Source organism: Glutamicibacter sp. HZAU (assembly GCF_004100365.1).
Classification (GTDB): Bacteria; Actinomycetota; Actinomycetes; order Actinomycetales; family Micrococcaceae; genus Glutamicibacter; species Glutamicibacter nicotianae.
In genome coordinates, this window is sequence record NZ_SCKZ01000007.1 from 194,991 (window position 1) to 218,989 (window position 23,999).

Consider the following 23,999-nt stretch of genomic DNA (forward strand, 5'->3'; position numbering starts at 1 on the left):
CTGGAGGGCGGGGCCAGTGCCATTTGCACGCTGGGTCTCAACGAATGAATAAGCAAGTTGGTTCCACCAGCGGAAAATAAGGCAACAGGGTTAATCTCACGCCCTCGCATTTCGAGTTCTACGCCAAATAGAAGTACCGTTAGAGTGTGCTTAAAACCGCTCTGAAGCCCAAATGGATCGGCGCCCTGCTTGCCGCGCTAGCTCTCGCCACCGGATTTGTACTGCTGTCCGGTTGGCAGTTTGGCGCCTCCGAAACCGAGCCGCCGGTCAAAGTCGACAAGACCGAGAAGCCGGTTGCGCTGATCGAGCATCAGGAAGTCGGCAAGGAACTGCTGGGCATCAAGGCAGACCAGATCATCACCATGGAGGGCGAATTCGTCCCCGGCACCGATCAGCTGATCTCGCCGCGGCTCAATGGGGAACAGCGCGGTGTCTGGGTGGTCACCGAGTTCAAGGTCGAGGGCGCGGACAAGGACGCCGGCATAGCAGTGGTGCGCGGCTGGCAGCCTGAAGCAACCAAGCCTGCACCGGCACCGGAGGGCGAACTGGAAATCACCGGACGCCTGCTGCCTAGCGAAGGCCCGGAATTCCGCGTGGACCTGCGCAGCCCAACGCTGCCTACGGTCGCCTCGGCGCAGCTGGCGAACATCTGGGATTCGATCCTCTATGAAGGATTCGTCTCAGCCCACGAAATCACCACGGCCAAGGGCGAGGCCGCAACGCAGGCGGGCCTGGAGCTCGTGAATGTCGGCCCGCAGCCCCAAGAAGGCCAGATCAACTGGTTGAACGTCTTCTACGGCCTGGAATGGGTCCTCTTCGCAGGCTTCGCCATCTTCCTCTGGTACCGCATGGTGCGCGATGACTACCAGCGAGACCTTGACGAGATTGCTGAGCGCGCCGCCGAAGCACATCACAAGGGTGGCAATGCCACCCAGGCTGGCAACAGCAACGAATAGCATTTCACGCACACCGCACTTCTTACCGAAATCGGAAGGAACCACCAACGATGTCCAGCACCACCCCGGCACCGAAGCCCCGGAAATTCGGCGGCACACCTAAGCAGATCCGTGCAGCCGCGAACTTCTACAAGGTCTTCGCCTACGTCACCGGCGTGATGCTGCTGCTGCTCGTGCTGGAAATGATTTTCAAGTACTTCTGGTCCTTGGAACTGTTCGTGGGCGGCACCCTGGTGGATGGCACCGACAACGCCATCGGCATGTACAACCGCGCCGAGGTAGCTGGGGGACTGAACCTCTCGCTGGGCATCCTGATTGCGCACGGCTGGCTCTACGTGGTGTACCTGTTTGCCGACTTCCGCCTGTGGTCGCTGATGCGCTGGCCATTCATGCGCTTCATTACGATTGCGCTCGGCGGCGTTGTTCCATTCCTGTCCTTCTGGACCGAGGCCAAGGTGCACGCTGAAGTTGATCGCGAGCTGGCGGCCCATCCGAAGGCGGCCAAGCGCTACTGACACTGCGCCGCATTGCCTTGCAAGGGCGGATCGGTTCATCTCGCGATGAATCGGTCCGCCCTTGCTCTTTGCCAAAAATGCACTTGGTGACGCTGATGACATCACCTTGGCTGTTTCGCGCGCAGTGAACCGCGTAGACTGTAACGGTGACTACTGCTCCCCTCAATCCAGAACATAAGCCGGTTCTGGTCGTCGACTACGGGGCCCAATACGCGCAGCTCATTGCTCGCCGCGTACGCGAGGCCCGTGTGTACTCGGAGATCGTTCCGCACACCCTGTCCACCGAAGCCATCCTGGCCAAGAATCCTGCTGCGATCATCCTTTCCGGTGGTCCTTCCAGCGTCTATGCCGATGGCGCCCCTTCCGTGGGGGCCGACCTGTTCGAGGCCGGCGTACCGGTCCTGGGCATCTGCTACGGCTTCCAGGCCATGGCCAACGCCCTGGGCGGCACCGTGGCCGAGACCGGCCTGCGCGAGTACGGCCGCACCGCAACCACCTTCGAGGGCGAAGCCCGCTCCATCCTGGCAGGCGCCGCACAGGCCCCTACCGTCTGGATGAGCCACGGCGACGCCGTTTCCCAGGCGCCGGAAGGCTTCGAGGTCCTGGCCACCACCGCTGGTGCTCCAGTGGCGGCGTTCGCCAATGAAGCCAAGCGCCTGTACGGCGTGCAGTGGCACCCGGAGGTGAAGCACTGCGAGTACGGCCAGGACGTCCTGGAGAACTTCCTGTACAACGGTGCCGGCCTGAAGGGCGACTGGACCGCCGACAACATTGCTGACGAGCAGATCGAGCGCATCCGCGCCCAGGTCGGCACCGGCAAGGCCATCTGCGGCCTGTCCGGCGGCGTGGACTCCGCTGTGGCGGCCGCCCTGGTGCAGCGCGCCATCGGCGACCAGCTCACTTGCGTGTTCGTGAACCACGGCCTGCTGCGCGAAGGCGAAGCCGAGCAGGTTGAGAAGGACTTCGTCGCTTCCACCGGCGCCAAGCTGTACATTGCCGACGAGCGCGAGCGCTTCTTGACCGCTCTGGACGGTGTCACCGACCCGGAGACCAAGCGCAAGATCATCGGCCGCGAATTCATTCGCGCGTTCGAAGCAGCCGAAGCTGCGATCATCGCCGAGGCCGCTTCCGAGGGCGAGCCGGTTAAGTTCCTGGTCCAGGGCACCCTCTACCCGGACATCGTCGAGTCCGGCGGCGGCGAAGGTACCTCCAACATCAAGAGCCACCACAACGTGGGCGGCCTGCCAGAGGATCTGCAGTTCGAACTTGTCGAGCCGCTGCGCACCCTGTTCAAGGACGAAGTGCGCGCCGTGGGCCGCGAGCTGGGCTTGCCTGAGGAAATCGTTGGCCGCCAGCCGTTCCCCGGCCCGGGCCTGGGCATCCGCATCATCGGTGCGGTCAACGAGGAGCGCCTGGCCATCCTGCGCAAGGCCGACGCGATTGCCCGCGCCGAGCTGACCGCCGCAGGCTTGGACGACGAGGTCTGGCAGATGCCGGTAGTGCTGCTCGCCGACGTGCGCTCGGTAGGCGTGCAGGGCGATCACCGCACCTACGGCCACCCGATCGTGCTGCGTCCGGTATCCTCCGAGGATGCCATGACCGCCGACTGGTCGCACCTGCCATACGATCTGCTCTCGAAGATCTCCAACCGCATCACCAATGAGGTCGATGGGGTGAACCGCGTGGTGCTGGACGTCACCTCCAAGCCACCAGGAACCATCGAGTGGGAGTAATCCCGTAGCCTGGAATTCCCCTGCCTGCTGCCGCGCTTGCGGCAACAGGCAGGGGAATTTTTTGTGTTCTGGCGCGCGGAACCCTCTTGAGGGCCAAGGCAGCGTCGCGAAGCGGACATCGTAGTTGGAAGGTGGCCGCAAGCGCATCTTGGCCAATGGGCACAGATCGTGCACGAGAGCGCTGGCCACGCGCCACGGCTTCATGAAATCGCGCATCCAATATCCGCAGTTTGCTTCGCGAGGCCCATGAGCGAACGCCGCGAGCATGAGCTTGCGCATCCCGCGGTTAAAACGTGTTTCGCGCACCGGTTCTGCACGGTCGGTGCACTACGTTAGAAAGAGGCGTATCTGCACCTGTGGTGCGCCCGAATGTGGTCGGTTCAGTGAAGGGAATGACTGTCGTGACTAGTGGACAGAATGCTGCCGCCGAGCGTGTAGCTGCCTGGGTCAAATCGCTGGGGCAGAGTGCCGGGGCGGATACGACCCTGCGGTTTGCTCCGTCGACCTCCAATAGCATCGACATAACCCATGCCAATCCATCGGGCTTGGCCCAGTTCCTTGCCGGGCGGCGCACCCGCCTGTCCACCCTGCTGCATGATGCGGACCAGTACGCCACCGCGCGCCGCACCGCCCGTGCGCTGTCGGCCAAGATCAGCGAACTGTGGGAAGAACGCGGCATCGACGTCGGCTACCTGGCCGCCGGTGTCGCCAACTGGCGTGCCGTCCATGATGGCAAGAGCGAGCCGGTGTCCGCTCCCATCATGCTCGGACGAATCACGCTGACCAAGCATGTGGACGCCGACGACTACGACCTGCAGCTCGTTGGCCGCGCCACCGTGTCCCCGGCGTTCGTCCGCCAGTTCGAAGCCGACCACAACGCCAAGGTCGACGTCGACGCCGTTGACGCCGCCGCCTATTCTATCGCCCGCTTTGATCCGGTCCGGGGCATGGATGCCCTGCGCCACCAGATGGCAGAGGTCCCCGGCGTAGTCGTGGGCCACCGCCTGCTGCTCTCCACCTTCTCCGAACTGATGGACCCTGCAGACCCGGCCAAGCTCAACGGCTCGCACCCGGTCATCGAGGCGCTGATCCGCCATGACACCGTGGAAAAGCAGGAAGGGAACAGCCAAAGCAGCAAGACCTCGGAGGCGCTGGCCAACCTGGTGGCGTCCAAGCCGGGCGCCGCCAAAGCAGAAGAGCCGAAGGCTGACGCCGCGAAGCCCGAAGCGGCCACGGAAGATCCTGCTGCAAAGAAGCAGGACGAGCAGCCAGCCGCGCAGGCTGCCGAGGCCAAGGGCAATGAAGGCTCCGGTTCGAGGCTGAGCCGCGTGAAGAACATCCTCAAGGAAAGCGCTCGCTCGCGGAAGCAGGGCGCAGTCTCCGAGGAATCGTCGGCCCGCAAGGTCCACACCGGAACCACGACCATCGCCAAGTCTTCCGATGATCGCGATCCGGAAGACGAGCTGTTCCTGCTGGACGCCGATGAATCCCAGTCCAAGATGCTCGACTACATCGCCGCTGGCGAATCGGTGGCCATCAATGCCGCCGCCGGCACCGGTGCCACCCAGACCGCATTGAATGCCGCCGCGCTGCTGGCAGCCCAGGGCAAGCGCGTGCTGGTTGTTGCCGAACAGCGCTCCGCTGCCGAGGAATTCGTGTCTCGCTTCAACGAGCAGCTGGATGCCGGCAGCATGCTGCTGGAACCGAATGAGGATCCCGAAGCGCTGCGGGCCATGCTCACCAAGGCGATCCTGCGCAATGAACGCGCCGCCGAGCCGCAGCTGGGCTCCATGTTCAAGCGCCTGCGCGAATCCCGCCATGCGTTGCACGAGCATGTGAAGTCGCTGCATTCGGTCCGCAGCCGCTGGGGCTGCTCGCCGTACCAGGCGATGCAGGAGCTGGCACGCCTCTCTGCACTGGAACCTGCGCCATCCACCACCGTTCGCCTGAAGCGTTCGGTGCTCGATTCCATGGGCCAGCGCGGACATGTTGCCGCGCAGCTCAAGCGCGCCGCCCAGCTCGGCGCCTTCTCCAAGGTGCACACCACCAGCCCTTGGCACGGTGCTCCGCTGCGCAACACCGAGGCCACCGAGAAGGCCCTGAACCTGGCCAGCGGCCTGGGCCGCGACCTGCCAATCCTGCATGACCACATGCTGCAGATTGCCGAGCGTTCGCAGATCCGGCTGGAAGAAAGCTACGATAAGTGGGGAGACCAGCTGCAGCTGCTGGTCGCCGTCCGCGGCTCGCTGGACAAGTTCGAAGCAGATATCTTCGAGGGCGATATCGACGATTTGATCGCCGCTACCGCAACCAGCGCATGGCGCCGTGAACACGGTGTCGAGATGGGCTCGATAGTCCGTTCCCGGCTGCGCAAGATCGCCAAGGAATATGTCCGTCCGGGCATGCACGTCGCCGACCTGCAGTCTGCGCTGCAAGCCGTATCGGTCCAGCGCGATGCGTGGCGAGCCATCGCCACGAGCCAGCGCAACCCCCAGGTCCCGGGCGGACTGCTGGATGTCGAGGCCGGCTACCATGACGCCGGTGCCCGCATCGACAAGCTGGCCGAAATGCTGCCATCCTCCCTGGGCTCGCGCCTGCGTGAAATGCCGATCAAGGAACTGCTCTCGGTGATCGCCTCGCTGGTTGAGCGCCGCGAGGACCTGGGCGAGCTGCCCGAACGCACGCTGATCTCCGAGCAGCTGGCCGAAGCCGGCCTCGGCGACCTGCTTGATGACTTCGCCGAACGCGAGATCGATGCCGACCAGGTAGACAGCGAATTGGAACTTGCCTGGTGGCAGTCCGTGCTGGACGCCATGATCTCTGGCGATGACTTCCTGGCCATGAACGACGGTTCCAAGCTGGAGAAGATCGAAGCGGACTACCGCCTGGCTGACGGTGCGCATATCGCCGCCGGACCGCAGCGCATCCGCTGGGCGCTGGCCCGCAATTGGAAGGCTGCGCTGGCTGACCACCGTGCAGGCTCGCGGGCGCTGCGCGAGATGCTCAAGGGCGGTACCCCGAGCATTGCAGGGCTGCTGGATCTTGGTGCGCCGCTGGCCAATTCGCTGACTCCTGTCATCGTTTCGGCTCCGCTGCTGCTGGGCAGCGCCCTGCCGGAGGACACGAAGTTCGATGCCGTCATCCTGCTTGAAGCCAACTACCTGACCCTGCGGGAAGTCCTGGATGCGATCCGCCGCTCCGAGCAGGTCATCGCCATCGGCGATGAAATGCTTGGTGGCCCGAAGCGCTTCGAAGTCTCCGTGGACCCCACCGCCCGTGTTCGCGAGCAGGGCGTGGACCGTTCCGCGCTGGAAGCGCTGAACAAGGTGCTGGTCACCGGTTCGCTGTCCACCGTGTACCGCGGAATCGACGAAGGCCTGGTGGAACAGCTGTCCACCACCTACTACGACGCTGCGCTCTCGCGCCTGCCGATGGCGGTGAACCTCACCGGCAACTCGTCGCTGTTGCGCGGCGAATATGTTCCGGATGCCACCGGATCGCTGTCCAGCAGCGAAGACGGCGTGCAGACCACCGCCGCTGAAGTGGCGCGGGTCGTGGACCTGGTCTTCGAGCATTTCAAGAACCATGGTGGCGAATCGCTGGCGGTCATTGCCTCGAACCGCAGCCATGCCTCGGCCATCGCCGAAGCGATCCGCGTCCAGCTGCCCAACCACAAGTACGCGATGGAGCACCTGCGCTCCAAGCGCGAACCGTTCGTGGTGACCACCATGGACCGGCTGATCGGCCTGCGCCGGGATTCGGTGATCTTCGCCTGGGGCTACGGACGGACCCCGCACGGCAAGACGCTGCACGAATTCGGCGCCCTGTCCCGCGAGGGCGGCGAGCAGCTGTTCGTCGCCGCGATGACCCGGTCGCGCACCCGCATGACCCTGGTTTCCAGCCTGCTGCCGGAAGACGTCGACCTGAACCGCGTCTACCGTGGAGCCCGCCAGTTCTTCGAGCTGTTTGGACGCGTGCAGGCCGGGGATTCCGGAGTCAGCTCGATGCGCAACCCGCGCTTCGACCCATTGGTCTCGGATCTTGCCCGCCGCTTGCGCGAAAGCGGTGCGATAGTTTCCGAGGACTACCGTGGCGTGCTGGATTTGTCGGCACATGCCTACGACTCGGCGCACACCGGCATCCGTCCGCTGGCCGTGGTCTACGACGGCACCGAGCACTATGCCGGCCTGACCGTGCGTGAGCGCAGCCGCCTGCGCCCGGAATTCTTCGAGAAGCACGGTTGGCGTTATGTTCCGCTGTGGACCATCGATGTCTTCACCGACCCGGGTGCTGTCGCCGATCGCCTGGCCCATGCCCTGGGCCTGAAAAAGACTGCGTCTCCTGAACAACCATCGGCCCGTAGCGGCATGGCCGCCGCTCGACCAGTCTCGGCCCGTGAAGTCACCACCGAGCCGGAGACGCCGAAGGAAAAATCGAAACTGCTGAAGTCCGCCAAGACGCGTCAGGAACCCAAGGCAGAGAGCAAGCAGGAAGCACCGGCTGCCGGCAGCGCGGCCAAGGCTGAAACCGAGTCGCCTGCCAAGGACAATGCAGGCAAGCCGGTGACTCCAGCACCTGTGCCGGCCACCAGCAAGATTGATGAATCGGAACCGAAGAAGCCATGACTTCTGAGCAAGAACCAACGCGCGGCCGCCGCAAGCGGCCGCGCGTTGTGGCACCGCCGCAGCATTTGGCTGCACGTGTCGAACTCACCGGCAGCTACACACCGGTGCCCCATTCAGATTCCGTCAACCGTGCGCTAGCGGGCCCGCAGAGTGCAGGAACACCCGAGGACACGATGGCGGCAGGACCCAAGAAGCGCACCACCGATCCGCTGGCTGATTTGCTCGCCAAGGACCAGGACCCGCGAAATTGGGGCGACTCCAAGGAAGATCTTGCTGAAATGATGAAGCGCGAGAAGCCGCCGCACTGGGGCTGAACGTCTAATTCACCAAGACCGCTGAAACCTTGCCGCGCGATACCGCCCCGGCCAGATCATCCGAGAGGCTGTTGGCCGCCGCAACCACGACAATCCCCTCGCCGGTCGGGTCAGCGCTGCTGAGCATGCCGAATTCAGAACCAGTGGCATTATCCGGAACCCAGAGCACCGGCACCGCTTTGGCGATGGTTTGCGAGCTGATTTCCTTCTCAAAACCGTCGCCGGTGGTCAGCACGATATCCACCAATTGCCCGGGGTGAAGCAGCGTCACCGTGGCCGGGTCGCTCAGACGCAGGGGGACAGCGACGGTACCTTCCGGTGATCCATGCAAAAGCTGCGGTCCCACCAGCGAATAGCCGCGCAGCACCGTTCCTGCTGGCAGGGCCACGGCGGCGCGTTGCCCGGCAACGGCCTCAATGCCTTCAAAGACCTCGGCATCCTGCGGGTCGAGCCGCACAGTCTGCACCTGCAGCTGGTTGGCGGATATCCGGGAACCGGCAGGAATGTCGCTGTGCGCCACCACGACCTCGCGTTGGGCCAGTTGCCCGGAGGAAAATACATTGAGCATGCCCGCCAAGGCGAGCAACGCGCAGGCAATGGCCAATGGCTTTCGATAGCGGCGCAACAGCTCATTGCGATTTCGCACCGGCCTGATCTTCGGCTTGGGAATCACCGGACGGCGGGACGCGGCTTGGGTCCTGGAGAAGTAGCTCATACCCCCATGCAACCCGCCGTTACGGGAACCCGTGGCCCACAGCCCGCGAGCTGTGGGTAAATCAGATGATCTGATGCACCTGTTGTGGCGTGAACACCAAGTCCACCGGCTGGTCATGTTCGTCAATCCGGAAAGCACCGGATGGAACATACTCATGCTCGTACACCACCGCAGCTACCCGTACCGGGGCGTCTTCGATCAACGGCAGGAAGCGATCGTAATAGCCGCCGCCCTGGCCCAGGCGCAACCCGTCCTCGTCGATGGAGAGGGCTGGCATGATCAACGTATTGATCTCGTCGAAGAGTTCCGTGCCGATCCGTTCGCCCACAGGTTCCATCACCGGGGCCAAAGCGCTCGGCGCGAATTCCATGCCGGGGGTGTACTCGACCCATGACAGCGCATAGTCCGGTTCGCACACCGGCAGGTAGACGTCAATGCCCTCATTGACCAGCGCATCCAACAACGCCTCGGTTGGCGGTTCATCCGGAGCAGAGCAGTAGGCCGCGACCTTCTGGACGACTCCGGTGCTTTGGCTCAGATAGCCGATCACCGTGCGGGCCAGATCCTGGCCGAGCTGCTCGCGCTGGATCGGATCAAGCGCCCTGCGCCAACTGCGGACGGCGGCACGTGCGGCCTTCTTGTCGGATCCAGGATGCTGGTCAGCGGTGAGGTTCATGCCTACAGCTTACGCGTACGCAATGAATCGCTGCCCGCTGGTGCCGTTGCCGGCTGCTGGCATGACGAAGTAATACGATGTGCACATGTTCATCTCTCGTCGGGCAAAGCACCTGGTTCCGGATCTGGCCTCGGAACGGCTGCTGCTGCGCCAGCTGACCGCGCGGGATGAGGCCGAGTGGATCAATCTGCGCTATGCCAATGCCAAATGGCTCAAGCCGTGGGATCCCACGAGTCCCTTGGGCCCGCCGGAATCCATGACCTTTCGGGAGATGCTCAGGGCAAGGGACGAATCGGCAATTGACGGAAGCGGATACTCCTGGGCACTGGCCCTTCCCCAGCTGCACCGGGGGCGTCCGCCACTGATCGGGCAGGTTTCCGTGTCTTCCGTGCAATACGGGGCCGCACGCACAGCGTCCATCGGTTATTGGATTGACCGCAATCATGCCGGGTTCGGCCTGATGCCGGAAGCCTGCGCATTGGTCATCGACCATTGCTTCGAGCAACTGCAGCTGCACCGCCTGGAAATCAATATCCGCCCGGAGAATAAGGCCAGCCTTCGCGTCGTGGACAAGCTCGGTTTCCGCGATGAGGGCCTGCGCAAGGGCTATCTGCATATCGACGGGCAGTGGCGGGATCACCGCACCTTCGCGCTGACCCGCGAAGAGCTGAAAACTCCGATGCTCGAACGCATCTACGAATACTGACCTGGAATCCGTGCCATTTCGGTCAATCAAGCTCTGATATGAGCGAACCGGATTGAAAACATGCGGACACGCCTAGGGATGTGCGTGAGCACGCACCCAAGGTTGCATAGTGTTGATTTGACGGAACCATATTTGGTTCCACAAGGATTTGACCGAATCAATCGGTGATGGAGGACCCACATGGCTGGCACGTCACAGAGCGCTCCGCAGGAAAGTGCTGCGACCAAACTCAAGATTCGTGTGCGCTATGGCCGGTTGTCCGTCGCACTCGTCGGAGCCTTGGCTGTCATCGCGACCGTTGTCGGTCTCATCCTGGCTCCTTTCACTGCCCTGACCTTCGGCGCCGTAGGCTTGTTCGCGCTGGTTGCCGTCGCCTCCTTCGCCACCCTGCGCGGCCTGGCTGTGCGCGACCGCAACCGCAAGCTGCTTGAGCACCTGGAAGCCACCCGGCAGAAGGCGCTGCAGACCCCGGCATTCGACGACGCCGCCAACCAGGTCGTCTCGCGCAAGCACGAGAAGGACGAAGTTTTCGACGCACGCCCGGGTTCTTCCCGCCGTGCTCCAGCAATTACCGCTGAAGAGCTGCGTGCCGAAGCGCTGCGTGTGGCGCACGGCCACGGCGGCGTGAAGCAGCCGGAGACCTGGGAGCCAACGCGCGTCCCGAAGCCTACCTATGTGGAAGCCACTGAGCGCATTGCCAAGACTGCGGAAAAGGCAGCTGAGCAGGGTGCTCAGCGCACCCACAAGCCTGCGCTTCCCGTCCAGGAGCAGTTGCGCCCGAGCAAGCAGATCAGCCTGAAGGCATCCGAAGACGCAAAGCGCTTGGCTGCCGAGGTATCAGCCGAAGAGCGCGCAGCAGTTCCATCGGTTGCTGCCAAGCGTTCCGAGAGCGCTGCGGCAGCCAAGGAAGCCGTTGCTCCGGTGGCTCCGGCGCCGGAAGCCGCGCCGGCAGTTTCCGCAGGGTCCAAGCCTCGCCTGAACCTCGATGCGGTCATGCAGCGCCGTCGCGCGTAACATCCAAGCTCAAAGACGTGTGGCCCGGACCTTTCCCAAGGTCCGGGCCACACGTCTATGAATTGCCGTCAGCTGATCATGTCGTCGAATGGCAGCGGTCCGCGATTGCCGCGGTGATGGGCGAAGACCAAGGTGGTTTCGGTATGGCCCACCGACTCATCGGTCGCCAGGTTATCCAGCACCCAGTCCCGCAGCGCATCGGTGGAGCCAACCGCGATATGCAGCAGGTAGTCGGTGCCGCCGGAAACATGGAACATGGAGAGGACCTCAGGCAACTGCGGAATGCGTGCCACGAACGCATCGATTTTCTCGCGATCGTGCGCCCGCAGCTTGACCGAGATCAAGGCCTGCACGGTACGGCCGACAGCTGCCAATGACACCTCGGCGTGGTAGCCGGTGAGGATGCCGCGCTCGACCAGGGAACGGGTGCGCAGCAGCGCAGTGGATGGTGCGATGCCGGCACGCTGTGCGAGGGTCGCGTTGGAGATACGCGCATTCGCGACCAATTCGTCGATGATGATTCGATCGATTTCGTCCAGATCGACGTTTGAGGAAAGCTCTGATTGCTGGGCCATAAGAATATTTCATCATATTCGCAACGCATCAGCGGGATCTTTGAGGTAAAAATCGGCGTATGCCGTCCGCGTACGAGCAAATAATCGGTGAACAAACGGATATATTGGGGATATGACACGTCGTTCTGAGCACACCGGTGAATCCTTCGATACCAGGCTGGCAGCATATTGCTTGGTGGAACACGAAGGAAAGGTACTGCTTACGCTCTGGGATATGCGTCATCGCGATCCGCGCTTCACGCCGCGCTGGTCCCTTCCAGGTGGCGGTATCGACTTGGGGGAGCCTATCGAGGAAGGCGCCCGCCGTGAGGTTTATGAAGAGACCGGCTACGCCGTAGACGCATTGGAGCTCCTGGATGTCACCACGGGAGTTATCCCGGGTTCCAAGCGCTACTCGGGCGAAGGCCACGCCATGCAAACGGTGGCCGTCACCTATCGTGCCAGGCTGACCGGTGGCGAACTGCGCCATGAAGTCAACGGCTCGACCAGCCAGGCAGCCTGGTTCACGCGCGAGGAGATTGCCAAGCTGAACTGCATTGAACGCGTCGAGAGCATTTTGCGACTGACCGCACCCGGCAAGTAGCAACGGATCGCAGGTGACCTGCCCTAGAATCAATAGGGACATGAACTTGCGAAATTCCATCACCGTCGGCACGCTCAGCGCAGCACTGCTGCTCACCCTGTCTGCGTGCACTGAAGACGAAACGCCAACAACAGAGCCGAGCAAGGACATCACCTTGCGGATTGCTGCCGGCACCCAGCCGGCAGAACAGGCCCTGGCCCATGTCTACGCCAACGCCCTGAAAGCCGAAGGCTACAAGGCATCGCTGAACAAGCCAGCGGAAAATCCCTACCAGCAGGTTGTTGATGGAAAAGCCGATCTGGCGTTGGACCAAGCGGCCAAAGCACTGAACCTCGCTGCTGATCCGGCAGCTATCACCGGCGAAGACCAGCTGCTCAGTGCCGAGGAATCCCAAAGCCTGCGCAGTGCCATCAATGACGCTGAGGGTGAAGTGACTGCTTTGGAGCTCAGCCCTGCTGATGCCGGCAAGGTCCTGGTCATGAGCCAAGCCCAGGCAACACTGCACAAGGTCGATTCCGTAGAAACCCTGATTGCTGCCTGCGCTGATCTGACGATCATCAGCGATGAAGCCAGCTCCGAATCCTTGAAAACTGCTTTGAAGGATGCGGGCTGCGAGAAGCCAAAAGTCGTAGAAGAACAGACCGCGAAATTGGCAGGCAAGCTGCGCACTTCGGTGGACAGCGCGGTGGTGCTGAGCGCCGGAAACGCAGTCATCTCGGATGAGGGCTTCTACACCATTCCCGGAAGCGCAAGCTTCTTCAACGCGGAGAACTACCTGCTGCTGGCCGACGACGACGTGGATGACAAGGCCCGGGCGCAGTTGGACAGCATCACCGGTGAATTCTCGCAACAGTCGCTCGTTGACCTGAATCGGATGGCCAGCCAAGAAGACGGCCTGAGCCCGGAACAAGCGGCCGCCCGTTGGGAATGGATCATCGAAGAGTAGGCCCTAGCCATCGCTCCCAAGATTTCGGCCGCTGACCATAGCGGTCGAGTAATAAGGTGTGTGGATCGCACCTGACGTGAGAAAGTGTAATCATGGCAGAATTCAAGCAATCAACGAAACTGCACAATGTCCTCTACGATATCCGTGGCCCGCTGTTGGAGCATGCCACGCGCATGGAGTCCGAAGGACACCGCATCCTGAAGCTGAACATCGGCAATCCCGCGCCGTTCGGCTTCGAGGCGCCTGATGCGGTGCTCGTTGACATGATTCGCAATCTGCCTAATGCCCAGGGCTACTCGGATTCCCGGGGTATTCTCTCGGCACGCACCGCCGTCTCCCAGTACTACCAGACCCGTGGCATCCAGACCATCGGCGTTGACGACATCTACCTGGGCAACGGCGTCTCCGAGCTGATCACTCTCTCGCTGAACGCGCTGCTGAACAACGGCGACGAGATCCTGATTCCAGCCCCCGACTACCCGCTGTGGACCGCATCGGTTTCGCTGGCTGGTGGCACCCCGGTGCACTACCTGAATACCGAAGAAGAAGGGTGGCTTCCAGATCTTGAAGATATGGAAGCGAAGATCACCGATCGCACCAAGGGCATCGTGATCATCAACCCGAATAACCCCACCGGTGCGGTGTACCCGAAGGAAACCCTGGAGGGCATTCTCGAACTGGCGCGCAAGCATGGGTTGATCGTGTTCTCTGACGAGATCTACGAAAAGATCCTCTACGACGATGCAGTGCACATCAATACCGCTTCGTTGGCAGATGACGTGCTGATCCTGACCTTCTCCGGCCTGTCCAAGGCCTACCGCGTGTGCGGCTTCCGCGCAGGCTGGATGGCGATCTCCGGGCCCAAGCACCAGGCCGGCGATTACATCGAAGGCATCAATCTGCTGACCAACATGCGACTTTGCGCCAACGTGCCGGCGCAGCACGCAATCCAAACCGCCTTGGGCGGCTACCAGTCGATCAACGACTTGATCCTGCCTGGCGGACGCCTGCTCGAACAGCGCGACGCGGCCTACAACTTGCTGACCGCAATTCCAGGAGTGAGCGTGCAGAAGGCCAAGGGTGCGCTCTACATGTTCCCAAAGCTGGACCCAGAGGTATACCCGATCCACAATGACGAGACTTTTGCCCTTGAACTGCTCAAGGCACAGAAGATCCTGATTTCCCAGGGCACCGCCTTCAATTGGGTCCGTCCGGATCACTTCCGCTTGGTCACTTTGCCGAACGTGCGCGACCTGACTGATGCGGTTGGACGCATCGGACAGTTCCTGGAGGACTGGCGTACTCGCGCCTAACTTGCCTCGAACCGAACAGGCCCAGAATCGCTGAGGTGATTCTGGGCCTGTCGTAATTAAAGGGAGCGCCAGGAGAGAAAGGTCCCGGGAGGTCCGAGGTGCTTCGTGGAGGCAACTGCGGCAGGGGGAGCGTTGGCCATTCCCTCTTCTCACCATGCCACCAGCGACAGTAAGCTGACTACAACGAAGAGCAGTACTTCCACACATGCCTGAGGAGTCATTGATGAGCGCTTACCCTGCAAACCTGATCGAAGCTTTGCGTGCAGAACCCGGCCTGAAGCTTTCTCAGCGTGCGACCAAGGATGCTCAGTGGTGGCCGGCGGATGCTCCGCAGGACAAGAAAGCTGCAGAGAAACGCATGGACGAGCTGGCACCGCTGCTCTCGGAATTGCAGGAACGGTTGTTTGCCGCCTCGGTATCTGGCGGGACAGCGCCTGCAGTGCTGCTCATGCTGCAAGGAATGGATACTTCGGGCAAGGGCGGGATTGTCCGCCATGTCCTGGGCATGCTGGATCCGCAGGGCGTCGAGCATCATGCCTTCAAGGCGCCTACCGAAGAAGAAGCGGCGCATGATTTCCTGTGGCGCATCACCAAGCAATTGCCTGCCGGGGGATTGGTAGGAGTCTTTGACCGTTCCCACTATGAAGACGTGCTGGTCGCCAAGGTGAAGGGTTACGCAAGCCCGGCCGTGATCGAATCACGTTACGGGAAAATCGTCGACTTCGAGAAGCAGCTGCTTGAGCAGGAAATCCTTCCGATCAAGGTGATGCTGCACATCAGCCGCGAGGAACAATACGAGCGGCTCGCGGAGCGCTTGGAGCGTGCCGACAAGCATTGGAAGTATTCGCCCGGTGATGTCGATGACCGGCTCCTGTGGGATGATTTCCAGGCAGCATACGAGGTGGCGATCAACCGCACCGATAACCAGAATGCACCATGGCATATCGTTCCCGCTGACCAGAAGTGGAAGGCCCGTTTGTGCGTCGCCGAGCTGCTGCTGGCGGCCTTGGAGCGCGTGGCTCCGGACTGGCCTGCTGCCACCTTCGATGTGAAGCGCGAACAGGCCCGGCTCGAAGCGGCGAAGTAATCCGCAGCAATGCGACGCTACTCGCCAGCTGCCTGCTCGTGGTTGGCACGGGCCTGCTCCAGGCGCTGCGATACGCCGTTGAGCCAGTTCTCGCAGTGGGCGGCCAAGGCTTCGCCGCGCTCCCACAACGCCAACGAGGCTTCCAACGCCACGCCGCCGGTTTCCAGCTGGTTGACCACTGTCAGCAGTTCTTCGCGAGCCTGCTCGTAGGAAAGCTTGGCAATGTCTTCAGGGATCTGTGCAGTCATGATTACTCCAGTTTGGTATGTGGGGCGGCTAGCTTGCGTGCTCGCCGGCGGGGACGGATTCAAGGGTTTTCGCGACCAGTTGTCCTGATGCCACCCGGATGAACAGCTTGCTGTCCGCTGGTGCCTGGGCAGCTTCGCGTACGATGCTCCCGTCTTCCAGCTGGGTGACCGAATAGCCTCGGTCCAGGGTTTGCTGCGGGGAGAGCGCACGCATCTGGTTCTTCAGGTGGTTGATCTCGTCGCTGGCACGCATCACGCGATGGCGCAGCAGATCCGTGGAACGCTGTTTCCAGCGCTCCAGATCTTCGGCGCGGGAGGAGACCATCACCTGGGGGTTGGCCAGAACGGGGCGTTCGCGTACCGATGCCAGCATCTGGGCCTCGCGTTGCAGCAGGTTGTTGATGGAACGGTCCAGGCGGCTGCGGGCCATTTCCAAGCCGGCGAACTCCTCATGCAAATCAGGGACAATCCGCTTGGCCGCATCGGTAGGGGTCGAGGCGCGAAGATCAGCCACATCATCCAAGATCGGGCGGTCCGCTTCGTGGCCGATAGCCGAGACCACCGGCGTGGCAGCGGAGAAGACAGCACGCACGAGATCCTCATTGGAGAAGGGCAACAGGTCTTCCAACGCACCGCCGCCGCGGGCGATCACGATGACATCGATCTCCGGGTCCGCATCCAGCTGCTGCAACGCGGCGATGACCTGGTTGGCGGCATCCACGCCCTGCACTGCGGTATTGATGACCTTGAACTGCACCGATGGCCAGCGCAGAGTGGCATTGCGCAGCACGTCCTTCTCCGCATCCGAATCCCGTCCGGTTATCAGGCCAATGCGGTTGGGAAGCACAGGCAACGGGCGCTTGTGCTCGGGGGAGAAGAGGCCTTCTGCCCCCAAGGCTTGTCGCAGGCGTTCCAAGCGCACCAGCAGCTCGCCCAAACCAACCGGACGCAGATCCGAGGCATTCAAGGAAAGCCGGCCGGTTTTGGCGTAGAAGCTCGGTTTGACCTGGGCTACCACGCGCGATCCAACCTGCGGGGTGGATTCCAGCCGGCGCATTGTCGAGGCCCAAATGGTCACCGAGAAGGAGAAGTCCGCATCGACATCGCGGAGCGTGATGTACGCGTGCCCATTGCGCACATTGGCTTCCAGCAGCTGGCCCTCGACCCAAACCACCGGCGAGTTCTCAATGTGGATTTTCAGCTTCTCCGAGAGCAGGCGCAACGGCCAAGGATTGTCCGCCGTAGTTTGACCAGCGGTGGCCGGCAAACTGGCGGGGGCTTGGTGATCCATAGGGGCCGCTCCTTGGAAAGTCGAATCTCTGGTGCATCTGTGAGATTACCGCATGGCACCGACGGCTGGCCGGATTGCATGGAGTGCGGCCGGGCCAGGACAGGTCCCGTGCAGGTATCCCAAAGGGCGATTTCCGACTTCACATGACTCAGCCAAGACTGTGGCAGCGGGGTATTCCAACGGTTCGTACGCCAGCGCGTCGGCCGTATGCGAGCACAGTTGCAGTGGCTGATGCTGCCCCGTGCATTGCCCTGCTGCACCGGCAAGCATGCTCCGGAGGCAGATCTCACAGTCCCCGGAGGGTGGCACGCATCATATGAGCATGGGCTAACTTGCATGCACTTCGTAGAATGGAGGCATGGCTACTTCCACTTCCACAACGGTTTCGCTGTCAATGCCTCGGATCCCGCGAGCGCGCCGCACCCCGGCCGAAATTGCAGCCGCCTCTCCGACGGTCACCGAGCGCAAGGTTCTGCTGGCCGCTCCTCGCGGCTACTGTGCAGGCGTGGACCGGGCAGTGGTTGCCGTTGAAAAGGCATTGGAGCACTACGGCCCTCCGGTTTACGTGCGCAAGCAGATCGTGCACAACCTGCACGTGGTTTCCGAACTGGAGTCCCGCGGCGCAATCTTCGTCGAGGAGAACGAGGAAGTGCCCGAAGGCGCACTGGTGGTCTTCTCCGCCCATGGTGTTTCCCCGGCAGTGGTGCAGTCCGCCGCGGACCGCAACCTGCAGACCATTGACGCCACCTGCCCGCTGGTCACCAAGGTGCACCGCGAGGCCGTGCGCTTTGCCAAGAACGACTACGAGATCCTGCTCATCGGCCACGAAGGCCATGAGGAGGTCGAAGGCACCTACGGAGAGGCTCCGGAAGTCACCACCATCGTGAACAACCCCGAGGAAGCCGACACCGTCCAGGTGAAGAACCCGGACAAGCTGATCTGGCTCTCGCAGACCACGCTGAGCGTGGACGAGACCATGGAGACCGTGCGCCGATTGCGCGAGCGCTTCCCGAACCTGCAGGATCCGCCCAGCGACGACATCTGCTACGCCACCACCAACCGCCAGGCAGCGATCAAGAACATCGCGCCGCAGTCGGATCTGGTGATCGTGGTCGGTTCGGCGAACTCCTCGAACTCGGTGCGCCTGGTCGAGGTGGCGCTGGACCACGGTGCCAAGGCCGCCTACCGGGTGGACTTCGCCAATGAGGTGGACGAGGCCTGGTTCGAGGGCGTCTCCACCGTCGGCGTGACTTCCGGCGCCTCGGTGCCCGAGGTGCTGGTCCGCGAGGTCGTGGCGCTGCTGGCGGAGTACGGCTTCACCGACGTTTCCGAGGTCACCACCGCGCAGGAAGACATCATCTTCTCGCTGCCCAAGGAAATCCGCGGCAAGCTCAAGGAAGCCGGGGACGAGGATCGCGCCCTGGGCGGCCACGCTCGCCCGCAGGCCTGACTTCACCCTAAGAATTCAAGCGCCAGTACACCATTGCGCGCTCATCACTAGTAAAAGGTAGAATTTTCTCCCGTGGCTCTTACTATCGGAATCGTCGGACTGCCCAACGTCGGCAAGTCCACCATGTTCAACGCGCTGACCCGTGCCCAGGTGCTGGCAGCCAACTACCCGTTCGCAACCATTGAACCGAATGTCGGTGTCGTGCCGTTGCCCGACGAGCGCCTGAAGGTGCTCGCCGGAATCTTCAACTCGGAGCGCATCCTGCCGGCTACCGTGTCCTTCGTGGACATCGCCGGCATCGTCAAGGGCGCCTCGGAGGGCGAAGGCCTGGGCAACAAGTTCCTCGCGAATATCCGCGAAGCCGACGCGATCTGCCAGGTGACCCGCGCGTTCGTGAACGATGACGTGATCCACGTGAACGGCAAGGTCGATCCGGAGTCGGACATCGAGACCATCGCCACCGAGCTGATCCTCGCCGATCTGCAGACCATCGAGAACCAGCTGCCGCGCCTGGAGAAGGAACTGCGCAGCAAGAAGATCGAGAAGTCCTTCATGGACAACCTGCTCGCAGCCCAGAAGGTGCTCGAGGACGGCAAGACCCTGTTTGCCGCCGGCAAGGCCGCCGGCATCGACATGGACGAGCTGGCACCGATGCAGCTGATGACCACCAAGCCGTTCATCTACGTCTTCAACACCGACGAGGCCGGCCTGGCCGACAAGGACATGCAGGCCAAGCTCTCCGAGCTGGTGGCCCCTGCCGAGGCGATCTTCCTGGACGCCCAGTTCGAGGCCGAGCTGGCCGAGCTGGAAGAAGACGAGGCCGCCGAGATGCTGGAAGATGCCGGCATCGAGGAATCCGGCCTGGACAAGCTGGCCCGCGTCGGCTTCGACACCCTGGGACTGCAGACCTACCTGACCGCAGGTCCGAAGGAATCGCGCGCCTGGACCGTCCGCAAGGGCGCTACCGCACCCGAGGCTGCAGGCGTCATCCACACCGACTTCCAGCGCGGCTTCATCAAGGCCGAAGTCATCGGCTTCGACGACCTGGTCGCCGCAGGTTCGGTGGCCAACGCCAAGTCCGCCGGCAAGGCGCGCATCGAAGGCAAGGACTACATCATGAAGGACGGCGACGTCGTGGAGTTCCGCTTCAACGTCTAGAATCGCGTGAACTCAGCACTCCTCCTTCCGCCCTGAACCGCGGAAAGGGGAGTGTTCGTCTTTAATGCCAATCTCGCCAGAACTTGTCCTGTGCGTGACCATGCTATCGGCCGGGAATAATCGAGGCTCTATGACCGGTTCCGCCTATCCAAGTAGGCCCAGGGCCGGTCTTCACGTTTTTCGCGAGTGTAGTCGCGCGCGGCCCGAAGTTAGGGTCACCTTACCGAATGGGAAGAAAAAAAGAACACTCCGACCGAACGTGCATTCATGATGGCCGAAGTCGTGCGGTCCGTACGACTTAGCCCGAGCTACGTCCGGCTGACATTTGTTGGACTCGACGGGCTTGAGAGGCGCGGTGCCGACCACTGGTGCCGGCTGTTCTTCACCCGCGAAGGGCAAGACGTGCTCGCGTTGCCGAGCCGCACGTCCGAGATCGGCTGGTACCTGCAGTACCTCGCAACGCCGAAGTCGAGACGCCCGTGGGTGCGCGCCTATACGATCCGCAATGCGCGGCCTGAAGCCGGCGAAGTCGACATCGACTTCGTCATCCACGGGGACCGGGACGGGAACATCGGGCCGGCCTCGCGATTTGCGCTCGATGCGACCCCGGGGGACCGCGTCGGGTTTCTTGAACAAGGCGTCGGCTTCACGCCTGACCACCCCCACGACTGGACGCTGCTGATTGGCGACGAGACGGCACTGCCCGCCATCGCCGGCATATGCAGTGCGCTCCTGGACTCTGCGCAAGGGGTCGCGATCATCGAGATTCCGAAGGCCTCGGATCGCCAGCCATTCCCTGCGCCGCCCGGGATCGAGGTCTCGTGGATTGCGCGGGACCAGTCGCTTCACGGCGACGCCCGCCCCGGATCGCTTGCTCTGCAAGCGTTGATGTCAGCCAAGCTCCCCGAGGGGGTGGTGCACGCGCACGCCATAGGCGAGAGCGCGCTTGCTACTGGAGCACGCCGTCATCTCGTCCAGGATCGAGAATTCTCCAAGCGGCACGTCGACTTTGCCGGGTACTGGCGCCACGGACGCCCAGCCACGAGCTGAACGAGCGGGACACCACCGGCGCTCCGCCGAGCTGAATCGGATACGCGCAATCGCACTCACTCGACGCAGCCATCTCTCGGAGCCGTGGGCGCCGGATCTCCCGAGAATGAAGATGTTGGGGCACTCCTGCGGCATGGGGATTAGCACAACAGAGGCACGCGACCAGCTCGATCGGTTCATTGACAGGGCGAACACTGAGCCCGTGTACCTCATTCGCCATGATCGTCGGGTGGGCGCGATCGTGGATACCGACACCCTTGATCGGCTGGAAGCTGCGGCCGAGGAACTCGAAGACATCGCGGCCTAAGATGCGGCAATGGTAGAAGCTGGAGGCGGCACCACGCTCGACGAGCTCCGGCGCGCCCGGCTTGTGACCTACACTGATCGCAACGCTTCCGACGCGCGACGCCAGATCCGCAAGCTCCTGCGTAACGGTCAGGAGCGGGTCATCGTCGTGCTCTCCCTGTTCGCTGACGAGCCTCGACCGCCAGCATCGAAGAAGCTCACTGGCCGGGACGCCTGGCGCGTTCGGAAGGAAAACTGGCGAATCCTCTGCGAGATCCACGAAAGCGAACTCCTCGTCATGGTCGTCGGGATGGTCGTCGTGGCGGAAATTGGCGCGATATCTACCGAAGGTGACGAGCCGCCGGAACGAGACCATATGCCCAGGGCAAGAGGTCCGAACGAAAGGTTGGCCTGTGCCGGAACGCTGAGGAAATCCCGATCAACGTCCGCCCGCATTCCGCCCGGCTGGCCATTCCGAAGCCGGCCGTCGCGCTCCTATCGGCCGTCGGGTTGCCGGCGCAGTTCGGAGGCCAGGTGGTGCGTCATCGGCTGGCCTACGGCGGCCATCGCGAAACGCGTCGTCAGCACGTCGCCTGCCAGCACCAGGTCGCGTTCGGTGGCATCGACCTGCTTGGCGCTCGCCGAGTTCGCGATCCGGGCTGCGAGCCGGAAGCGCAGCCCTTCGGTGGTGGCTTCCAGCTGTCCTTCGGCCAGCTCCGTCTGCCCCGTAGGCTGGGCCAGGATGAACTCCACGCGCTGTCCCTCGATGACCCTCAGGAACCCGGTTTCGGTGTGCATGGGCACGCCCGCGGGCGACCAGGTGCGCTGCAGGTACTGCAGGAAGGGCTTGCCTGCGTGGGAGAAGGCCACTTCCTCGGTGTAGTCGAAGCTGCTGATCGTGGGATATTCCCCATGCCCTTCGCCGCGCCAGGTGCCCAGAAGGCCTGCCACGGCGACCAGTGCCGGATGCAGTTCCATTTGTTCTATTCCTCCTGCCGGGTCGGGATGGCTGGCAGGCCAGCCCCTGCCACCTAGCCTAGTGCCGGCGCGGCTGCGCGGCGAGGAGCAGTGCTGCCCTGCCCGTCCAGGCAACGGGCGGCGGCCTTCGATGCTGCCCCGCCATCGCTGATTTCCGTGCACGACTTCAATAGGATGGTGGTTCGACCCGGAGATTCTTCCGGGACCTGCCTGTTATCCATCAAGGAGCCTTGAACCATGAGTTTCAACGTCTATCTCTCCGGCGAGATCCACACCGGCTGGCGCGAGGAGATTCGGCGAGGCGCTGAAGCGGCCGGACTGGACATCGTTTTCACCGCGCCGGTGACCGACCACCCGGCCAGCGATGCCGCGGGCGACCATTTGGGCGAGACCGCCACCGGGTTCTGGCGGGACCACCAGTCCGCCAAGATCAACGCCATCCGGACCCGCACCCTGATCGAGAAGGCGGACTTCGTCGTGGTGCGTTTCGGCGACAAATACAAGCAGTGGAACGTCGCGTTCGATGCCGGGTACTGCTCGGCGCTGGGCAAGCCCTATGTGACCCTGCACGACGAGGACATCGTCCACCCGCTCAAGGAAGTGGACGCCGATGCGCAGGGCTGGTGCAAGACCACCGGCCAGGTGGTCGAGACCCTGCGCTACGTGCTCCAGGGCTGAGCAAGGCCGGCCAGCCGGCCGCGCCGGGCGAGGCATTGCCAGGGGAATCAGATCACGCACCGGGGCATGGAATTTCCCCGCTGTCCGCTGGTTGCGTGCCGTACGCACAGTGTGCGGCGGACGCCGCGTTGCTATTATCGCTGCATGGAAGCTTCCCAGCAGAATCCCCACTCCTGGCAGGAAATGCGCCAGTGGCAGGTCGAGCTGCTCGAACGCACCACCGGGCAGTCCCTGGAGGCGTGGAATGAATTCGTGCGCCGGGAGGGCCCGGCCACGGAAAAGGAATTGCGTGCCTGGCTGGCCGAACGTTCGGTCACTGGCTACAGCCAGATGCTGCTGGTCTTCGAACGTTGCGGCTACCCGGATTTCTTTACCCGCAGTGCCGACGAACTGGTCCGCGGCCAATACGCCGACCGGCCGCAGCTGCGGGAAATCGACGACGCGGTGCTGGCTCTGCTGCCCCAGCTGGGGGAAGTGGCCATCCAGACGCGCAAGACCTACGTCGCCCTGCTCACCGCCCGCCGCACCTTCGCGGTCATCGCGCCGGTGACGCGCACCCGGGTGGACCTGGGGCTGCGCTGGGAGGCCGCGCCGGACTCTCCGCGGCTTTCGGCACCCGGCAGCAGGCTGGGCAGCGCGGCGACCGTCAAAGCCGGGTTGCGCTCTGCCGGGGACGTTGACGACGAGCTGATCGGTTGGCTGCAACAGGTCTACGACGCGAACCTGTGAGGTGCGCAGCATGGCAACCACCGCGTAATTAACCGCAAGGTTGACGCCCACCGCGTCCACCCGGCTTCGAGGTACCTGACAGTTTTTCTTTGGCACGCCACCAGAACACTTCGACATGAACATCTTTGCAGCGGCGTTCGTGCTGAATTGCAGTCGGTGCCGGTGATGCGTGTTGGAAAGTACTCCCGCAAGGACAGTCGGAGTCTTGCCAGGCCAGCACCAACGGTTCAAACAGCGGCGACCTGGCTTGAAATTAAAGCTGTGATGTCTCAAGACACCGGTGACACTTCTGTCTCAGGACATCGGTAACACTCGGTGTCTCAGGACATCGGTAACAGATCAGACCGGGTCAGGCATGTTTTGGAACTTCGCCG

Annotated in this window: 23 protein-coding genes; 16 read left to right on the forward strand and 7 right to left on the reverse strand. The window is 62.8% G+C overall.

Annotated elements, in window-relative coordinates; translation table 11 throughout:
* Positions 1–146: 146 nt before the first annotated feature.
* The 5 genes from EKH49_RS12910 to EKH49_RS12930 all read left to right on the forward strand — a co-directional run bounded on the left by EKH49_RS12910 (position 147) and on the right by EKH49_RS12930 (position 8,143).
* Entirely contained in the window at positions 147–956 is an 810-nt protein-coding gene (locus EKH49_RS12910; RefSeq protein WP_128471150.1) for an SURF1 family cytochrome oxidase biogenesis protein, read from the forward strand.
* A 50-nt stretch (positions 957–1,006) separates the two neighbouring features.
* Positions 1,007–1,471: a DUF3817 domain-containing protein gene (locus tag EKH49_RS12915; RefSeq protein ID WP_128471151.1), complete on the forward strand. Its 465-nt coding sequence runs from the start codon at positions 1,007–1,009 to the stop codon at positions 1,469–1,471.
* A 146-nt stretch (positions 1,472–1,617) separates the two neighbouring features.
* Positions 1,618–3,204 carry a glutamine-hydrolyzing GMP synthase gene (gene guaA / locus EKH49_RS12920; protein WP_066140650.1) on the forward strand — a complete coding sequence of 529 codons (1,587 nt, stop codon included), beginning with the start codon at positions 1,618–1,620 and terminating at the stop codon, positions 3,202–3,204.
* A 392-nt stretch (positions 3,205–3,596) separates the two neighbouring features.
* Complete coding sequence (locus EKH49_RS12925) at positions 3,597–7,829, forward strand: DUF4011 domain-containing protein (protein WP_236641150.1); 4,233 nt, start codon at positions 3,597–3,599, stop codon at positions 7,827–7,829.
* Complete coding sequence (locus EKH49_RS12930; protein WP_128471153.1) at positions 7,826–8,143, forward strand: hypothetical protein; 318 nt, start codon at positions 7,826–7,828, stop codon at positions 8,141–8,143. The genes EKH49_RS12925 and EKH49_RS12930 overlap by 4 nt, the downstream gene beginning before the upstream one ends.
* A gap of 4 nt (positions 8,144–8,147) precedes the next feature.
* Here the strand turns inward: EKH49_RS12930 and cpaB are convergent, their stop codons facing one another.
* Positions 8,148–8,858, reverse strand: a complete 711-nt coding sequence (gene cpaB, locus EKH49_RS12935) for a Flp pilus assembly protein CpaB (RefSeq protein WP_161567522.1) — start codon at positions 8,856–8,858, stop codon at positions 8,148–8,150.
* A 61-nt stretch (positions 8,859–8,919) separates the two neighbouring features.
* Positions 8,920–9,534 (reverse strand): 5-formyltetrahydrofolate cyclo-ligase, encoded by a 615-nt coding sequence (locus EKH49_RS12940; protein ID WP_073705920.1) that lies wholly within the window; start codon positions 9,532–9,534, stop codon positions 8,920–8,922.
* Positions 9,535–9,619: 85 nt separating this feature from the next.
* On the opposite strand from EKH49_RS12940, the gene EKH49_RS12945 reads away from it, so the two are divergent.
* Positions 9,620–10,240, forward strand: coding sequence for a GNAT family N-acetyltransferase (locus EKH49_RS12945; RefSeq protein WP_128471155.1), 621 nt, complete (start codon positions 9,620–9,622; stop codon positions 10,238–10,240).
* A gap of 180 nt (positions 10,241–10,420) precedes the next feature.
* The gene (locus tag EKH49_RS12950; RefSeq protein ID WP_128471156.1) at positions 10,421–11,254 is read left to right on the forward strand and encodes a hypothetical protein; all 834 of its coding nucleotides are present in this window, start codon (positions 10,421–10,423) and stop codon (positions 11,252–11,254) included.
* A gap of 68 nt (positions 11,255–11,322) precedes the next feature.
* Here EKH49_RS12950 and EKH49_RS12955 read toward each other — a convergent pair whose 3' ends face one another.
* The gene (locus EKH49_RS12955) at positions 11,323–11,829 is read right to left on the reverse strand and encodes an Lrp/AsnC family transcriptional regulator (RefSeq protein ID WP_038990673.1); all 507 of its coding nucleotides are present in this window, start codon (positions 11,827–11,829) and stop codon (positions 11,323–11,325) included.
* A gap of 112 nt (positions 11,830–11,941) precedes the next feature.
* Here EKH49_RS12955 and EKH49_RS12960 point away from each other — a divergent pair, with 112 nt between their 5' ends.
* From EKH49_RS12960 to EKH49_RS12975, 4 genes are all read left to right on the forward strand, one after another.
* Positions 11,942–12,412 (forward strand): NUDIX hydrolase, encoded by a 471-nt coding sequence (locus EKH49_RS12960; RefSeq protein WP_038990672.1) that lies wholly within the window; start codon positions 11,942–11,944, stop codon positions 12,410–12,412.
* A 40-nt stretch (positions 12,413–12,452) separates the two neighbouring features.
* Positions 12,453–13,358, forward strand: a complete 906-nt coding sequence (locus EKH49_RS12965; RefSeq protein ID WP_128471157.1) for a glycine betaine ABC transporter substrate-binding protein — start codon at positions 12,453–12,455, stop codon at positions 13,356–13,358.
* A 92-nt stretch (positions 13,359–13,450) separates the two neighbouring features.
* Positions 13,451–14,671: a pyridoxal phosphate-dependent aminotransferase gene (locus EKH49_RS12970; protein WP_038990670.1), complete on the forward strand. Its 1,221-nt coding sequence runs from the start codon at positions 13,451–13,453 to the stop codon at positions 14,669–14,671.
* A 223-nt stretch (positions 14,672–14,894) separates the two neighbouring features.
* Complete coding sequence (locus EKH49_RS12975) at positions 14,895–15,758, forward strand: PPK2 family polyphosphate kinase (RefSeq protein ID WP_128471158.1); 864 nt, start codon at positions 14,895–14,897, stop codon at positions 15,756–15,758.
* 17 nt (positions 15,759–15,775) lie between these two features.
* On the opposite strand, the gene EKH49_RS12980 is transcribed toward EKH49_RS12975, so the two are convergent.
* Positions 15,776–16,006: an exodeoxyribonuclease VII small subunit gene (locus EKH49_RS12980; RefSeq protein ID WP_038990668.1), complete on the reverse strand. Its 231-nt coding sequence runs from the start codon at positions 16,004–16,006 to the stop codon at positions 15,776–15,778.
* A gap of 28 nt (positions 16,007–16,034) precedes the next feature.
* Complete coding sequence (gene xseA / locus EKH49_RS12985; RefSeq protein WP_128471159.1) at positions 16,035–17,297, reverse strand: exodeoxyribonuclease VII large subunit; 1,263 nt, start codon at positions 17,295–17,297, stop codon at positions 16,035–16,037.
* 358 nt (positions 17,298–17,655) lie between these two features.
* Between xseA and EKH49_RS12990 the strand changes: the two genes are divergently transcribed.
* From EKH49_RS12990 to EKH49_RS13000, 3 genes are all read left to right on the forward strand, one after another.
* Positions 17,656–18,747 carry a 4-hydroxy-3-methylbut-2-enyl diphosphate reductase gene (locus EKH49_RS12990; protein WP_128471160.1) on the forward strand — a complete coding sequence of 364 codons (1,092 nt, stop codon included), beginning with the start codon at positions 17,656–17,658 and terminating at the stop codon, positions 18,745–18,747.
* Between the two features lie 72 nt (positions 18,748–18,819).
* A complete protein-coding gene (gene ychF, locus EKH49_RS12995) occupies positions 18,820–19,905 on the forward strand; it encodes a redox-regulated ATPase YchF (RefSeq protein ID WP_038990663.1) in 1,086 nt (361 codons plus the stop codon).
* 267 nt (positions 19,906–20,172) lie between these two features.
* Positions 20,173–20,955, forward strand: coding sequence for a siderophore-interacting protein (locus tag EKH49_RS13000; RefSeq protein WP_236641151.1), 783 nt, complete (start codon positions 20,173–20,175; stop codon positions 20,953–20,955).
* Positions 20,956–21,735: 780 nt separating this feature from the next.
* On the opposite strand, the gene EKH49_RS13015 is transcribed toward EKH49_RS13000, so the two are convergent.
* Together EKH49_RS13015 and EKH49_RS16595 are read right to left on the reverse strand one after the other, a co-directional pair.
* Complete coding sequence (locus tag EKH49_RS13015; protein WP_128471161.1) at positions 21,736–22,218, reverse strand: FABP family protein; 483 nt, start codon at positions 22,216–22,218, stop codon at positions 21,736–21,738.
* Positions 22,219–22,271: 53 nt separating this feature from the next.
* On the reverse strand, positions 22,272–22,439 hold the full coding sequence (locus EKH49_RS16595; RefSeq protein WP_161567523.1) for a hypothetical protein: 168 nt from the start codon (positions 22,437–22,439) through the stop codon (positions 22,272–22,274).
* Between the two features lie 16 nt (positions 22,440–22,455).
* Between EKH49_RS16595 and EKH49_RS13020 the strand changes: the two genes are divergently transcribed.
* Both EKH49_RS13020 and EKH49_RS13025 read left to right on the forward strand, forming a co-directional pair.
* Positions 22,456–22,896, forward strand: coding sequence for a YtoQ family protein (locus tag EKH49_RS13020; protein ID WP_128471162.1), 441 nt, complete (start codon positions 22,456–22,458; stop codon positions 22,894–22,896).
* Between the two features lie 144 nt (positions 22,897–23,040).
* The gene (locus tag EKH49_RS13025; protein ID WP_128471163.1) at positions 23,041–23,625 is read left to right on the forward strand and encodes a DUF5655 domain-containing protein; all 585 of its coding nucleotides are present in this window, start codon (positions 23,041–23,043) and stop codon (positions 23,623–23,625) included.
* The last annotated feature ends 374 nt before the right edge of the window (positions 23,626–23,999 follow it).